The 15,209-nt window shown below is 69.6% G+C and carries 14 protein-coding genes; 11 read left to right on the forward strand and 3 right to left on the reverse strand.

Features of this window, described 5'->3' with window-relative positions; translation table 11 throughout:
* The first annotated feature begins 195 nt into the window (after positions 1-195).
* The 3 genes from AB0J90_RS28880 to AB0J90_RS28890 all read left to right on the forward strand — a co-directional run bounded on the left by AB0J90_RS28880 (position 196) and on the right by AB0J90_RS28890 (position 4,591).
* Entirely contained in the window at positions 196-1,776 is a 1,581-nt protein-coding gene (locus AB0J90_RS28880) for a DHA2 family efflux MFS transporter permease subunit (RefSeq protein WP_363601138.1), read from the forward strand.
* Positions 1,777-1,990: 214 nt separating this feature from the next.
* Entirely contained in the window at positions 1,991-3,634 is a 1,644-nt protein-coding gene (locus AB0J90_RS28885) for a fibronectin type III domain-containing protein (RefSeq protein WP_363601140.1), read from the forward strand.
* Between the two features lie 252 nt (positions 3,635-3,886).
* Entirely contained in the window at positions 3,887-4,591 is a 705-nt protein-coding gene (locus AB0J90_RS28890; protein WP_363601142.1) for a hypothetical protein, read from the forward strand.
* 22 nt (positions 4,592-4,613) lie between these two features.
* Here AB0J90_RS28890 and AB0J90_RS28895 read toward each other — a convergent pair whose 3' ends face one another.
* Both AB0J90_RS28895 and AB0J90_RS28900 read right to left on the reverse strand, forming a co-directional pair.
* A complete protein-coding gene (locus tag AB0J90_RS28895) occupies positions 4,614-5,015 on the reverse strand; it encodes a DUF2267 domain-containing protein (protein ID WP_363601144.1) in 402 nt (133 codons plus the stop codon).
* A 188-nt stretch (positions 5,016-5,203) separates the two neighbouring features.
* Complete coding sequence (locus tag AB0J90_RS28900; protein WP_363601146.1) at positions 5,204-5,965, reverse strand: GntR family transcriptional regulator; 762 nt, start codon at positions 5,963-5,965, stop codon at positions 5,204-5,206.
* 428 nt (positions 5,966-6,393) lie between these two features.
* On the opposite strand from AB0J90_RS28900, the gene AB0J90_RS28905 reads away from it, so the two are divergent.
* From AB0J90_RS28905 to AB0J90_RS28935, 7 genes are all read left to right on the forward strand, one after another.
* The gene (locus AB0J90_RS28905) at positions 6,394-7,641 is read left to right on the forward strand and encodes a sugar ABC transporter substrate-binding protein (protein WP_363601148.1); all 1,248 of its coding nucleotides are present in this window, start codon (positions 6,394-6,396) and stop codon (positions 7,639-7,641) included.
* A gap of 92 nt (positions 7,642-7,733) precedes the next feature.
* Positions 7,734-8,543, forward strand: coding sequence for a sugar ABC transporter permease (locus AB0J90_RS28910; RefSeq protein WP_363601150.1), 810 nt, complete (start codon positions 7,734-7,736; stop codon positions 8,541-8,543).
* A complete protein-coding gene (locus tag AB0J90_RS28915) occupies positions 8,540-9,382 on the forward strand; it encodes a carbohydrate ABC transporter permease (protein WP_363601152.1) in 843 nt (280 codons plus the stop codon). Before AB0J90_RS28910 ends, AB0J90_RS28915 begins: the two co-directional genes overlap by 4 nt.
* Positions 9,383-9,417: 35 nt before the next feature.
* Entirely contained in the window at positions 9,418-10,623 is a 1,206-nt protein-coding gene (locus AB0J90_RS28920) for a mandelate racemase/muconate lactonizing enzyme family protein (protein ID WP_363601154.1), read from the forward strand.
* Between the two features lie 5 nt (positions 10,624-10,628).
* Positions 10,629-11,594 (forward strand): aldo/keto reductase, encoded by a 966-nt coding sequence (locus tag AB0J90_RS28925; RefSeq protein ID WP_363601156.1) that lies wholly within the window; start codon positions 10,629-10,631, stop codon positions 11,592-11,594.
* A 60-nt stretch (positions 11,595-11,654) separates the two neighbouring features.
* Positions 11,655-12,689: a Gfo/Idh/MocA family oxidoreductase gene (locus tag AB0J90_RS28930; protein ID WP_363601158.1), complete on the forward strand. Its 1,035-nt coding sequence runs from the start codon at positions 11,655-11,657 to the stop codon at positions 12,687-12,689.
* Between the two features lie 128 nt (positions 12,690-12,817).
* A complete protein-coding gene (locus tag AB0J90_RS28935) occupies positions 12,818-13,864 on the forward strand; it encodes a polysaccharide deacetylase family protein (RefSeq protein ID WP_363601160.1) in 1,047 nt (348 codons plus the stop codon).
* Between the two features lie 30 nt (positions 13,865-13,894).
* Here AB0J90_RS28935 and AB0J90_RS28940 read toward each other — a convergent pair whose 3' ends face one another.
* Positions 13,895-14,347, reverse strand: coding sequence for an Lrp/AsnC family transcriptional regulator (locus AB0J90_RS28940; protein ID WP_363601162.1), 453 nt, complete (start codon positions 14,345-14,347; stop codon positions 13,895-13,897).
* Positions 14,348-14,458: 111 nt separating this feature from the next.
* Here AB0J90_RS28940 and AB0J90_RS28945 point away from each other — a divergent pair, with 111 nt between their 5' ends.
* Positions 14,459-15,100, forward strand: coding sequence for a LysE family transporter (locus AB0J90_RS28945; protein ID WP_363601164.1), 642 nt, complete (start codon positions 14,459-14,461; stop codon positions 15,098-15,100).
* Positions 15,101-15,209: the final 109 nt, after the last annotated feature.

Raw genomic sequence — 15,209 nt, forward strand, 5'->3', positions numbered from 1 at the left:
AGCGGCGGCCGATCGAACAGGTGAGCTAGCACACGTATGACCGGGGATTTAACCGGGCGGCAAGTAGGGTCTGTGATCCTGCATACGGAGCCAGGCGACCGGACGACACCACGGCCACCGGCTTCGGCGAGTTCATACAGCCTGACATGCACTGGGTCGACCCCCCTACCCGGCCAGCCGGACCTGGAGAGTCATGTGACGAATCAAGCCACAGCGGCGCCCAACAAACTCGACGCCGCAGTCCTCAAGATTGCCGGAGTGGTCGTGCTCGGCGCGATCATGTCAATCCTCGACATCACCGTCGTCAGCGTCGCCCTGCCGACCTTCCAGCGCGAGTTCGACGCCTCGTACGCCGAGGTCGCCTGGACCATGACCGGCTACACCCTGGCGCTGGCCACGGTGATCCCGCTCAGCGGCTGGGCCGCCGACCGGTTCGGCACCAAGCGGCTGTACATGCTCGCCCTGCTGCTGTTCACGCTCGGCTCCGTGCTCTGCGCCAGCGCCGACTCGATCGGTCAACTCATCGCCTACCGGGTGCTCCAGGGCCTGGGCGGCGGCATGCTGATGCCTATCGGTATGACGATCATGACGCGCGCGGCGGGGCCGGAGCGGATCGGCCGGCTGATGGCGGTCCTCGGCATCCCGATGCTGCTCGGCCCGATCGGCGGACCGATCCTCGGCGGCTGGCTGATCGACGCGGCGAGCTGGCACTGGATCTTCCTGATCAATCTCCCGATCGGCGCGATCGCGCTCGTCTACGCCTTCTTCGCGCTGCCCAAGGACAACGCCGAACCGTCCGAGTCGTTCGACTTCGTCGGCATGCTGATGCTGTCGCCGGGTCTGGCCCTGTTCCTCTACGGCATCTCGTCGCTGCCGGAGACCGGCACGATCGCCAGCACCAAGGTCTGGGCCACCATGCTGGCCGGCGCCATCCTGGTGGTCAGCTTCGTGCTCTACTCGTTCAGGCCGCGCCACCCGCTGCTGGACCTGCGGCTGTTCCGTAACCGCAACCTGACGGTGTCGTCACTCTCGCTGTTCGTGTTCATCATCGCGTTCATGGGTGCCGGGCTGCTCTTCCCGAGCTACTTCCTACAGGTACGCGGTGAGTCGACGCTGCACGCCGGGTTGCTGATGGCGCCACAGGGCATCGGCGCGATGCTCACCATGCCGATCGCCGGTGCGCTGGCCGACAAGATCCCGGTCGGCCGTACGGTGCCGTTCGCGTTGGTGCTGATCGCCGCCGGTTTCTTCACCTTCACCCAGGTCGGTACGGACACCTCGTACCTGCTGCTGTGCGGTTCGCTGTTCGTGATGGGTCTGGGCATGGGCGGCACGATGATGCCGATCATGACCTCGGCACTGCGTACGTTGACCAACCACGAGGTGGCGCGCGGTTCGACGCTGGTGAACATCCTCCAGCAGATCGGCAGTTCCATCGGTGCGGCGATCATGTCGGTGATCCTCACCAGCCAGCTCAACGGCTCGGGCCCGATCCCCGGCCTGACCGACCCGCGTACCGGTGAGCCGATCACCGAGGCGGGCGCGGCGATCGCCAGCCAGCAGGGCGCGCAACTGCCGGTGGAGCCGTCGATCATCGAGCGTGGTCTGGCGTTCGTGGCCGACTCGTTCGCCACGACGTTCTGGGTCGGCTTCGCGCTGGTGCTGGCGACGTTCATCCCGATCGCGTTCCTGCCCCGCAAGCGCGACGCGGCTCGCCTGCAGACCGACCCGAGCGGCGACGGCGGCGACCGCGCGGTGCCGGTGATGGTCCACTAGGTCCACCGTGCTGGCAGCCTGAGCCGCTGCCAACGCAAACAGCAGGTCGGAGCCCGTCCCCAGGCAGGGGGCGGGCTCCCGATCCTTACCAGGGCACCGGTCGGTACCCGCGCTTTCGGGCGTTTACGTCGGGCCGGCCCGGTTCATCACCTCCGGCGTCCAGGTCTCGCCGGGAACATCGCCGGACAGTCACGGTTTCAGCATCCTGGGCGCCATGCGTAACCGAATCATCCTCGCCGGGGCGGCGGCGGTGCTGGCCGCCGCCGCGATCGGCGTCATCACCGGCCCAGCCGTCGCCGGGCCCGTGTGCGACGTGCCCAACCCGCCACCGGTCTGCGATCCGGGGGACGGGGCCGGCAGCCCGACCGTCACCCTCGCCACCCCGATCCGTCAACCGAGTGGGTTGGTGGTGAGCGGCACCGCGAAGGATCCGGACGGGTCCACCGGCGTCCAGGTACAGATAAAGATCCAGGGCGTGGTCGTCGGCACCCTGACGGCCAACCGCACCACCGGCGCGTACTCCGGCACCGTGCCGGCACGGGCGGGCAGCACGGTCTGCGCGCTGGCCAGGAACCAGAACGAGGGCCAGGACAAGTCCGTCTGCCGGACCTTCGCCGTACAGGTCGATCCGTTCGGTTCGGTGGACGGCGTCACGCCGGGGCCGGCAGGCCTGCGGGTACGGGGCTGGGCGATCGACCCGGACACGGCCAACCCGGTAGACGTGCACGTCTACGTCGACGGCGCCTTCGCGACCTCGGTCAACGCGTCCGGAAGCCGGCCGGACGTCGCCGGGGTCTACCCCGCGTACGGCGCGGCGCACGGCTACGACCTGACCCTGCCCGCCGGACGCGGACAGCACACCGTCTGCGTCTACGGCATCAACGTCGGCACCGGAACCGTGAACACACAACTCGGCTGCGGCACGGTCAGCCAGGGCGGACCGCCGGCCGCGCCGAGCATCCAGGTCAACGCCTCGCCGACCCTGCCGAAGATCTGGGTGTACGTCGCCCCGGCCAGCGCCGACGCGACCGGCTTTGTCATCGACCGCTCGGCGAGCGGCAGCGCCGGCCCGTGGGTGCAGGTGCACAGCAACAGCCTCACCGGTAGCGCGAGCTTCACCTGGGAAGACGGCAGCGTGGTGCAGGGCACCAACTACTGCTACCGGGTCCAGGCGGTCAACCCGTACGGCGCGGGCGTCTCCCCGGTCGTCTGCCGGGACCTGCCGCTGCCGGCACTGCCGAGGCCGACCGACGTCACGGTGACCGGGGTGACCGCGAATTCCGCCACCCTGAACTGGACCGACAACGCGGTGGACGAAACCCAGTACCGGATGGACATCGTCGGCCGGAGCAACCACTACCGGCCCGGCATGGCCGGCACCGGCTCCCGCCTGAGCTTCACCTTCACCGACCTCGACCCCGGCAAGAAGCTCTGCTTCCAGGTCGGGCCGATCAAACCGGGGTACGGCTACGACCCGGCGACGGAGGTCTGCGTCACCACACCGACCACCCCCACCCCGCCACCGACGCCGACCTCGGTGCGTACCGCGAATCTCTGGAACTGTGAGGACAGCGGCCTGGCCGGCAGCATCTGGTTGTTCGACCACGGCAGCGGCGCCTGGACCCGGGCCGCGTCCGCGCCGAGCAGCTGGGTGGACAGCCTCTGCGGGATCCCGTACTCCCGGCCGTCGGCCAGCGTCAACCTGCCGGACGGGCGGACCGTGACCGTCGTCCTGGTGATCGTCGACGGTCGATTCTGCCGCTCGGAGGATCCGAGCCAGTCCGCCTGCCGGGTCTGGGAGGCCGGCCCGGTGCTCGGCGGTAGGTCCGGCATCGTCACCGACGACGTGATGCTCTGACCGGCTGACGCCAGCGGCGACCCCCGGGAGCACGATCGACCCGACCACGACCAGTCGACCGAGCGTCGGCGCCGGTTGGTCCGATACGGACCGACCGGCGCCGATGCCGTACGCCCGGTTGCCCGGCGGTATTCGTTGCGTCTGCCCACCGCGTCGTAAGCGGTATTCGTTCCACCCGCCCACCGTGTCGTAATCGGACAGTGGCCGGGGCGCGTTTCTCGTACAGTGGTCGCCGTCGACGGGAGACGAGTCGTGGCAGACACCGGCAACCACCCGGCACCACCGTCCCAGGTCCCGCCGGAGCGCACACGATGGCACTCCGCGCCCTGGTGGGTAGGGGTTTCCGGTCTGTTCACCGTGGTGGGTGTGGTCGTGGCGATCCTCGCCCTCGTCTACGCGCCGCAGGACAACTCCGACGTGTCGCAGCCGCGGCCGACCGAGGCCGCTGGCCCGTCCAATCCCGGTCCCCCGAGCCCCTCGACAGCGGGGCCGGCGAGCACCACCACCCCCGCCGTGGCACCGTCCGCGCCGTCCTACCTGGACCCGGTGACGGAGGAGCTCCGGCTCGCCCCGCCGTCCGTCGGCGTGTCGATGTGGTTGGACGTGGACCAGCCGCGGGTGTTCCGGGCGGCGAGCTACGAGGAGGAGGTGGAGGCGAAAACCTGGGCAGACCTGGAGTACACCTCGGACGGCGAGTTCTCCACCCAGTTCACCAGGGAGTTCGCGCGGGTGGGGTTCGTGCCGGCCGGCGACGTGACGGTCGACCAGTGCCTGGCGAAGGTGGAGTTGCAGGCGCTGGGGGACCACGAAACGGTGGAGGTCGGGCGCAACATCTGCGTCGTCTCCGCTCAGGGCACCGTGGCCTGGATTCGGGTCACGCGGTTCACCGAGCCGAGGCTGTACGACAATCCGACCCTGCTGGTGCGGGCAACCATCTGGAAGCCCGCCGACTCCTGACGCCCGTACCCGAGCGGGTCGTTCACCCGCTGAGGCCCGGCGTGTTCACCGGCTCGGTCATCTGGCGGATGCCGGTCGGCAACTGCGAGCGCATGTCGTCGAACTCGTAGTCCGGCACCGCCTCGCGCAGCGTACTCAGCACCGCCGCCGCGCCGGGTGCCGCCTGCGCGTCGTCCAAGCCGGCGCGCTCACCCACCCGTCGCAGGAACTCGGCGAGGTCGAACGGGTCGGCGAACTCGCGGCTCGACGGCTTGCGCAGCGAATCGGCCAGTCGGGTGGGGACCTTGTCGGCCAGGTCCTGCGACTCGCCCGCACTGATCCGCTCGGCCAGCGTCTGGAGTGTGGCGTAGGTGAGGGCGGTGGCCTGCTCGGTCGAATGACCTGTCCGTCGGGCGACGGTGGCGATGAAATCGTCGTACGTCACGTCGGAGCCTCCTCGTTGCGCGGCGGGCACGCCCGGCGGGTCGTCCCGCTGACGCCTGCAACGACGGGCTTCCCCGCGGCCGGCCGACCAAACAGCGGTACGCGCAACCGAGGTGTGCCGGCTCGGGTGTACACGCTCCGGTCCCGGGTACGCCGGCAGTGACGGTCCCGTACCGCCGGTGCGGTCCGCTACTCGGTGGGCTGCTTGCGGTGTACGTCGACGAGGAATCGGCTGAGGTCGCCGCGGTGGAATCCGGCGAACCGTTCGAGCGGCATGCCGGAGTCGTCGAACGCGAGGCTGCGCAGGATCAGCAGGGGAGCACCGGGAAGAACCTGGAGCGCCTCTGCCATCGACTCGCTCGCGAGTCCTGCCTCGATCGAGCGCCGTCCGGTCGCGAACTGGACGCCGTACTTGCGTTCCAGCAGTCCGTAGAGGGAGACGTTCGACAGGTCCTCGTCGAGCACGAACCGGCCGATGGAGAGCGGTAGCTGCGTGATGGTCAGCGCCCACGGCTCCTCGTTGACCATCCGCAGTCGTTCGATCTCGACGACGGTGCTACCGGGCGCCACCCCGAGTTCGGCGGCGACCGCGGCGCTGGCCGGTACGGTCTCCAGCCGCCGTACCGCGATCGACTGTTCACCGCTGCGACCCCGGACGTCCTCTTCGAACAGGCCGATCATCGCGTGCCCGAAGCCCTCGGACGTCTTGCGGTCGGCGACGAACGTCCCCCGGCCCTTGACCCGCGAGATGACCCCTTCGAGTTCGAGTTCCTGGAGCGCCTGGCGGACGACGGTCCGCGACACCCGGTACCGCTCGCACAGCTCGAAGTCGCCGGGCAGCCGGTCGCCCGGTTCGAGCCCACGCGCCGAGATGTCCTGGACTATCAGCAGCTTGAGCTGGTGATAGAACGGCAGCGCGGAGCCACGGTCGATGGCGGGAACAGGGTGCACGGTGACGACCATAGCCGCTCACCGTCGCGTTGACGTAGCCGCACGTCGCGACGTTTTGCGTCACACCCGCGGCCGGCTCGACCGCGCAGCCGCCGGCCCGCCGCGGCTCGCGCAGCCGCGTCCGTCCCTGGCCCCAGCGGGTCGACGGTCCGACTCCGCTTGCGATGACAAGCCGTCGAGACGCCTATAACCGGCAAATACCGCCAATAGGGCTTCATGCGCTCTTCGCCCACGAATCGTCGTCCGACCTGCACGTAAATCGCCCGTTAGAGCCCATATTCCGGACCGATTCGACCGGCACCGGGGCTGCTGTTTCGGACTCGATTCGAAGGGTTGACATCCTGTACGTACAGGATGACACTGCTCGTCACGGCCGGCGCTTCGCCCCGCCTGCCGGGACTTTGCCTCTTGAGCAACGGAGCAGAGAGATGACCATTCGTCCACGCACAACAGCACTGCTCGCGGCGGTGGCCGTGGTGGTGCTCGCAGTTGTGGGTGTCATCGTGTACAACGCCACCCGGAGTTCCACCGACTCGTCCGACACCGTGACCTGGTGGGTTCCCGACTGGGACTGGGACGTCGCCACGACCCTGGTACAGAAGTTCGAGAGCGAGAACCCCTCGCTGCACGTCGAGATGGTGAAGACGACCGGTGCCACGGTCGCGAACAAGGTGTCCGTCGCGCTCGACGCCGGCAACGCACCCGACCTGATCACCGAGTCCATCGCGCGTACCAAGACCTACATCGACAAGGGACAACTGGCCGACCTGACCAGCCTCTACGACGACAAGATGCCGGCTTCGGACTTCGCCCCCGGGCTGACCGAGACGCTCTCCGTCGACGGCAAGACGTACGCGGTGCCGTACCGGTGGGCGACGAACGCGCTCATCTACAACAAGGACCTGTTCGACAAGGCCGGCATCGCCGGCCCGCCCACCACCTGGGCGGAGTTCGTCGAGGACGCCAAGAAGCTCACCACCTCGACCGTCGCCGGAACGGCGTGGCCGATGCAGGGTGACCCCAGCGACCTGACCCTGCGCTTCCTCGACTTCGCCCTGCAGAACGGCACGACGATCGAGAACGGTACGCCGAAGTTCACCCAGGACTCGGTCGAGCAGGCGCTGCAGCTCATGGGCAAGTCGGTTGTCGACGGGTACGCCACCAAGAGCTCGTTCGAGCTGGACAACACGGGAATCCGCGACCTCTTCCTCCAGGGTCGGGTCGGCATGTACCTGGGCGGCGTGTTCGACGCCGACACGGCGGCGACGCAGAAGTTCCCGGTCGCGACCGCCATCGCCCCCGGCCCGAGCGGACCCGGTGTGCAGGAGGGTGTCGGCTGGACCTACATCGTGCCGAGCAAGGCCAAGAACCTCGACGGCGCGAAGACGCTCGCGTCCTTCCTCGGACGCCCGGAGAACATGGCGAGCCTCACCCTGACCTTCCCCGCGCGGGTGAGCGCGACCCAGGACGCCAAGTTCCAGACCGACGTCCGCAAGCCCTTCGGTGAGCAGCTCGCGAAGTACTCGGTCCCCGCCCCGAACGACCCCCGGTGGACCGCGATGATCCCGTTCGTACACGACACGATCCAGGAGATCGCGCTCGGATCGAAGAGCCCGCAGGAGGGGGCTGCCGCGATCATGGCCCAGGCCGAGAAGAACCTCGGCGGCGCCAAGTGAGCACGACCGACACGGTGCGTCGGACCAGCCGGCCGGGTTCACGCCCGGCCGGCCGGCCCGGCACGGGGGCGACCCGCCGCGGGATCGCCCTCATGCTCCCGGCCGCCATCCTGATGGCAGTCCTGACGGTCGTCCCGGTCATCGCGGTTCTCCAGCGCGCCCTCTCCGACACCGACGCGTTCAGCCGGCTGTTCGACGCGCCGAACTTCGGGCGCATCATGCTCAACACGCTCGTCTGGACGCTGGTGTCCGTCGCGGGCGCGGTCCTGATCGGGTACGCGGCCGCGTTGCTGCTGCGTTCGCCGTACCTGCGGCTCACCGGGGCGTGGCGCGGACTGTTCATGATCCCGTGGATCATCCCCGGCGTGGTCGGCGCGACGGTCTGGCGCTGGAGCCTGTCCAGCGACTACGGCCTGGTCAACCACTGGCTCATCCAGGCCAACGTCATCCAGCACCCGATCGCCTGGCTGTCCAACCCCGATGTGGTGCTCTACGCCGTCGCGCTGATCCAGATCTGGACCACGGCACCGTTCGTGATGCTCATGGTCTCGGCGGCGCTGACCGGCATCCCGGCCGAACGGTACGAGGCGGCCCGGCTGGACGGGGCGTCCGGCTGGCAGACCTTCGCCTACATCGTGCTGCCGGCCATCCGTTCGACCACCTGGATCGCCGTCCTGACGCTGGTCACCTGGGCGCTCAACTCGTTCACGATCATCTGGGTGATGACGAGCGGCGGCCCGGCCGGTGCCTCGACCATCCTGCCGATCCAGCTGTACCAGGCATTCCAGCGCGGCGACCAGTCGCTGGTCTCCGCGATCGCGGTGCTGCAGCTGGCGATCTGCGCGGTGTTCGTGGCGATCTACGCGCGAGCGATGCGGTCCGACCTGGAGGAGTTGTCATGACCCGGTCCTTCGCCCGGCGCCCCGTGCTCGCGGTGCTCACCTGGGTCGCGCTCGCCGCCGTGCTGGTCTGGACGCTCTGGCCGATCGTCCTGATGGTCTTCACGTCGTTCAAGCCGGGCAGCGAGATCTTCGCGATCCCGCCGACGCTGACGCCCAAGCACTGGACGTTCGACAACTACACCAACGTCTTCACCCAGTCGTCGATGCCGCATGCCCTGGTGAACTCCATCATCGTGGGCCTGCTGGTCGCGGCGGCCACGCTGATCTTCTGTTTCAGCGCCGGGTACGCGCTCGCGCGATTCAAGTTCAAGGGCGCCCGCTCGGTCGCGCTGTTCATCCTCGTCGGGCAACTGGTGCCGCTGAGTGTGCTGCTGCTGCCGCTGTACAAGATGGTCAACAAGCTGCAGTTGCTGGACACGACCATCGGGCTCGCGTTCGTCCACCTCACGATCACGGTGCCGCTGGTCACCTGGATGATCCGCAACCAGATCGCGGCGATACCGATCTCCCTGGAGGAGGCCGCCGAGATCGACGGCGGCTCCCGGTTCGACGCGGTGAGCTACGTGACGCTTCCGATCGCCGCACCGGGGCTCGCCGCCGCCGGCATGTTCGCCTTCCTCCAGTCGTGGCACGAGTTCCTGTTCGCCTCGGTGTTCGCCACGTCGGAGTCCGCGCGGACCGCGCCGGTCGCCCTGACGGAGTTCGCGACCGAATACCACGTCGACTGGGGGTCGACGATGGCGGCGTCGGTGGTGCTGACCGTACCCGTGGTCATCGTCTTCATCGCGTTGCAGCGGTACCTCATCGGCGGACTGACCAGCGGCGCGGTCAAGGGCTGAGCGCCCACCGCGCTTCGAAAGAGAGCACTGACACTATGAAGATCCTTGACGTCCGCTGCGCCGTCATCGGGGCAAGTCCGATCGTCCGGGTGGTCACCGACGAGGGCATCGACGGTTTCGGCGAGATCGAGTACTCCAAGCCGGCGATACACACCCTGGTCGGGCTCTACTCGGATCTCCTCGTCGGGCAGGACCCCACCGACGTGGAGCGGTGCATGCTCCGGATCCGCCGGTTCGGCGGCTTCAAGCCGTGGGGGGCCCTGGTCTCGGCGATCGAGATGGCGCTGTGGGACGTGGCCGGGAAGGCAGCCGGCCTGCCCGTCCACAAGCTGCTCGGCGGCAAGGTCCGGGACCGGGTACGGGTCTACAACGGTGGCGTACGGCCGGTCCTGCGGGGGCACGAGCCGGAGGACTACGCGGCGTCGATGGCCGAGATGGCTGCCGCGCCGGAGGGCTTCACCCTGTTCAAGGAGGGCGTCGGGTTCCACGGTTTCATGGCGCCGAACGTGTCCGACTTCTTCTACGGCGACCTGCGCGAGGGGCCCAAGCACCCGAACCGCGGCATGCTGACCCGGAAGGGAATCGACCACGTCATCGCCTCGGTGCAGGCGATGACGGACGTGCTCGGCGAGCACCGCGGCCTGGCCCTGGACATGGGACCGGGCTTCACCGTCCCGGATGCCATCACGGTGCTGCGCGCGCTCGAACCGCTGCACATCGTCTGGGCGGAGGACCTGCTCAGCGGCGACGGCGTGCCCTGGGTCGACGCCGCCCAGTACCGCGAGGTGACCCGGGCGACGAGCGTCCGTACGCACACCGGTGAGCAGATCTACCTGCGTAACAACTACAAGGAACTGATCTCGACCCAGGCGGTACGGGTGATCGGCCCCGACCCCGGCGACGTCGGCGGCATCGCCGAGCTGAAGTGGATCGCCGAGTACGCGGACCTGCACGGGATCCAGATCGCCCCGCACGGCGTCAGCAGCGGGCTGTTCGGGCTGGCAGCCCTGGTACAGGTGTGCGCGACGCTGCCGGACAACTTCATCGCGTTCGAGTACCCGGTGCCGACCCACGACTGGTGGTACTCGATCGTGCGGGGCCTGCCGGACCCGATAGTGGTCGACGGTTTCGTCACGGTCGGCTCCGCACCCGGCCTGGGTATCGAGATCGACCGCGAGGCGGCACTGGCCCACATGGAGCCGGCCGACCACCATTTCTTCGACTGGATCCCCCGGAGCTGACAGCCATGCACAGTCCCGACCACGAGGTCTCGACCCGTCCGCTGGGCGCGACCGGGCTGCAGATCACCCCGCTGACGATCGGCGGCGCGCCGCTCGGTTCGATGCCGGGCAACTTCGGCCGCGAGGTGCCACCGGAGGCGGGAGTCGCCACGGCCCTGGCGGCGCTGACGGGGCCGGTACGCGCGCTCGACACGTCGGCGGCGTACAGCGCGGGGGAGTCGGAACGCCGGATCGGCGCGGCGATCAGACAGGTCGGCGGACTGCCCGAGGGGTACGTCCTCTCCACGAAGATCGCCCGCGACCTCGACTCCGGTACGTTCGACGGGGCGCAGGCCCGACGGTCGATCGCGCAGAGCCTGCGACGCCTCGGGCTCGACCGGGTTCCACTGCTGTACCTGCACGATCCGGAGAAGAACGACTTCGACCAGATCATGGAGCCCGGCGGACCCGTTGACGTGCTCCGGGAACTGCGCGACCGTGGTGTGGCCACCTCGATCGGTGTCGCCGGCGGCGACCTCGGGACAATCGAGCGGTACGTCCGTACGGGGTACTTCGACGTCGTACTCACGCACAACCGGTGGACGCTGGTGAACCGGTCCGCCGGTCCGCTGGTCGAACTCGCCGCCTCGATGGGGCTGGGTGTCGTCAACGCCGCCGTGCTCGGCGGGGGGATCCTCGGCTCGGGTGCCGGCGGCTCACACCGGTACGCGTACCGGGAGGCGCCGGCCGAGCTGCTTGACGCCATCGGTGAGATGGAAGCGGCGTGCCGCGACCACGGGGTGCCGCTCGCCGCGGCCGCGATCCAGTTCTCCACCCGTGACCCGAGGATCGCCAGCACCATCATCGGTGCGTCGCGTCCCGAGCGGATCGACGAGGCGGTGGCGCTCGCGTCGATCGCCGTACCGGATGCGCTCTGGGCCGACCTGGACCTCGTCGCGGCCCGCGTCGACCCGGCGACCCTGCCCGCCTGACCGGCACCACAGACGCCCATGACCAGCCAGACGACCATCACCGACCAAGAGGGAACCGCCATGTCCCAAACTCCTTCGCAGCCGCTGCGTGTCCTGCTCTTCGGTTACGGACTGGCGGGCCGGGTGTTCCACGGCCCGCTGCTCACCGCCGCCGGTGACTACCGCGTCGACGTGATCGTCACGTCGGATCCGGGCCGGGCCGAGGCGGCGCGCGCCGACCATCCCGGTGCCCGGGTGGTGGCCGACGCCGACGCGGCGTTCGCGCTTGCCGGCGACTGCGACCTCGCCGTCGTCTGCACGCCGAACGACACCCACGTCGAGCTGGCCCGCCGCTCGCTCGACGCGGGCCTGCACGTCGTGGTCGACAAGCCGCTCGCGCTGACCGCGACCGAGGCGGAGGGACTCGTCGCGGCGGCCGACGCCGCGGGCCGCACCCTCACGGTGTTCCAGAACCGGCGTTGGGACGGCGACTTCCTCACCGTGCGCGAGGTCCTCGCCTCCGGCGAACTGGGCGACGTTTTCGCTTTCGAGTCCGCCTTCGAATGGTGGAAGCCCGAGGTCACCGACGGCCGCAAGGACCGCACCGTGCTCGCCGACGGCGGGGGCATCCTGTACGACCTCGCACCGCACCTCGTCGACCAGGCACTCCTGCTCTTCGGCCCGGTCCGCGCCGTACACGCCGAGGTCGACGCCCGGCGACCGGGCGCGGTGAACGACGACGACGTACTCGTGTCGCTGGAGCACGAGAGCGGGGTCCGCAGCCGGCTGTGGATGAGCAGCGTGGCCGCCCAGGTGCGGCCCCGCTTCGTCCTGCGCGGTACCCGCGGCTCCTACGTGACCTTCGGCCTCGACCCGCAGGAGTCCCAGCTCCTGGCGGGCTCCCGGCCCGGCGACGCGGACTTCGGGGTGACACCCCGGGAGCGGTGGGGGCGCCTCGGTGCCACCCCCGACCTACGCGACGTGCCCACCCGGCGGGGCTCGTACGAGTCGTACTACCCGGCGCTGGCCACCGCGCTGCGCACGGGTACGCGACCGCCGGTCGATCCGCGCGACAGCATCGCGGTGCTGCGGGTCATCGAGGCGGCCCTACGCTGACGAGCCGGACGGTCCCGGGTGCACCAAAGGTACGGATGCCCTGAAGTCTGACTAATACGAAGAGCCTCTGTTTCCTCCTGAAATCGTACGTACCCTGAGGGTTCGGGTGCGGCGCACAAGGAGGCGGCATGGTGTGCAGGCGTGGTGCCCGGCCGGCGACCGTCCGGTACGGGCGCCGCCGTACCGGGCTGACCAGCCCGTCCAGCCTCCGTCTGATCATGATCCTCGGGCTGGTGGTCGGCTCCATGCTGGGTGGCGGCTACGTCCTCGCCCGGGTGCTCGGTACACCCGGGCCACCACGGGACCTGCTCGGCGCCTCGCCCGCGCCGTCACCCGACCTGCCCCGCACTTCGCCCGGACCGACCGGCGACCTGCCCGGTACCCCGACCGCGCCGAGCCCGTCCGGTGCCGTCGCCGGTTCACCGGTGCCCGCGGACCCGCCCGGTACGCCCCGGACGTCGGCCGGCCCTGGCCCGGACGCCCCGGCCGATCCCGGTTCGGACGCGCCGTTCGCCGACGACCGCCCACGACTGCCGATGGGAACCGACGGCCCGTACGGCAGCCGGCTCGGCACCGGCTCGGGCTACGTGGCGCTCACCTTCGACGACGGGCCGAACCCGCAGTACACCCCGCAGGTCCTCGCCGAGTTGGAACGTCACCGGGTCAGGGCGACCTTCTGCCTGGTCGGCGAGCTGGCCGCGGCGTACCCGGAGCTGGTCCGGGCGATCGCCGCCGCTGGCCACACCCTCTGCAACCACTCCTGGTCCCACGACCCGGTACTGGGCAGGCGGACGAAGGCGGCGATCCGGGCCGACCTGACCCGTACCAACGAGGCGATCCGGGCCGCGGTGCCGCAGGCGCGGATCGCCTACTACCGCCAGCCGTACGGGTACTGGACCACCGGGGCGGTGGCCACGGCCTGGGAACTCGGCATGACCTCGGTGCACTGGGACGTGGACTCGAAGGACTACGACCGGCCCGGCGCCGGCAGCATCGCGTCGAACGTCACCGCAGGCGTCACCGCCGGTTCGATCGTGTTGATGCACGACGCCGGTGGTAACCGGCAGCAGACGGTCAGCGCGCTGCGGACCATCCTGCCCAACCTGGTGCGGCGCTTCGCGTTGGAGTCCCTACCGACCGGGCCATCCCGGGGCGACCCGGACCGCCCCGGATGACCGGGACCGCGGGCACCCGCGGCACCGCTCCTAGGTGGGCAGCGGCCGGTCGTCGACGACCTGCTTCATGACGAGCGTGGAGTTCAGCCGCTGGATGCCGGGGAGCACGGCGAGTGTGTCGTCCTCCAGTTGCTGGTACGCGGCCAGGTCGGCGGTGACGATCCGGAGCAGGTAGTCGGGGTCGCCGAAGAGCCGCTGGGCCTGCACGACGTTGGGGATGCGGGCGACGGCCGCCTCGAAGCCCAGCAGGGTGTCGCGGTCCTCCTGGCGCATGGTGACGAAGACGAGTGCCTGGAAGGTGAGACCGACGGCGGTGGCGTCCACGATCGCCCGGTAGCCCCGGATCGTGCCGCTGCGCTCAAGCTCCCGCAACCTCCGGTGGCATGGCGAGATGCTCAACCCGATCCGGGTCGCCAGTTCCGTGATGGTCAGACGACCGTCCTCCTGTAGCAGCGCAAGGATTTTTCGATCGATGGCGTCCATCGAGTAGATCCTTCCACGAACAGTCCCTGGAGGGGGCGAAGTTGGAAGCACCTTTGGGCAGTTCGTCGATATCGTTTCGGTAACCACGAGTAAGCGGAGGAAGGAGCACCCATGGCCGCCGGTGCCGTGCTCGCCTTCTGGCTGGTCGCCCTGCTGTTGATCGTCGTACCGGGCGCGGACTGGGCCTTCACCATCGGTGCGGGACTGCGCGGGCATTCGGTCCTGCTCGCGGTCGGTGGTCTGGTCGCCGGTTACGCCGTGGTCACCGTCGTCGTCGCCGCGGGAGTCGGCGCGTTGGTCGCGGGTTCACCGGCCGTCCTGACCGGACTGACCGTCGTCGGTGGCCTCTACCTGATGTGGCACGGGGTGACCACGTTCGCCAGACCCTCCGTCCCGGGCGCGGTCCCGACCGTGGCGCCGGGAGCCGTGCCGGCCATGCCGGGCGGCACCGACTGGGGCACCTTCGCGCGGGGCGTCGGTGTGAGCGGGCTCAATCCGAAGGGGTTGCTGATCTTCCTCGCCCTGCTGCCGCAGTTCACCGACCCGCGCGGGCGCCTGCCGGTGGCCGGTCAGATCGGGGTGCTCGGGTTGGCCTTCATGGTGACCTGCGCCGTGTTCTACCTCGTCCTCGGTTTCCTCGCCCGGACGGTCCTGCACACGCGCCCGATGGCCGCCCGCGTGGTCGGCCGCTTCTCGGGTGCCGCGATGGTCGTCGTCGGCGCCACCCTGTTCATCGAGCGCCTCCTCGGCTAGACGGGTTGCCCGGGCGACGGCGTCGGGCCGGTCGAGATCGAAGGCGACAGTGTTGAACCGTCTCAAGAATGCCCCCTGTGCCGGGGCTCAGCGAAGTGGCGGCTGGTGC

This window comes from Micromonospora sp. NPDC049523, from assembly GCF_040676775.1.
In the GTDB taxonomy this organism is placed as follows: Bacteria; Actinomycetota; Actinomycetes; order Mycobacteriales; family Micromonosporaceae; genus Micromonospora_G.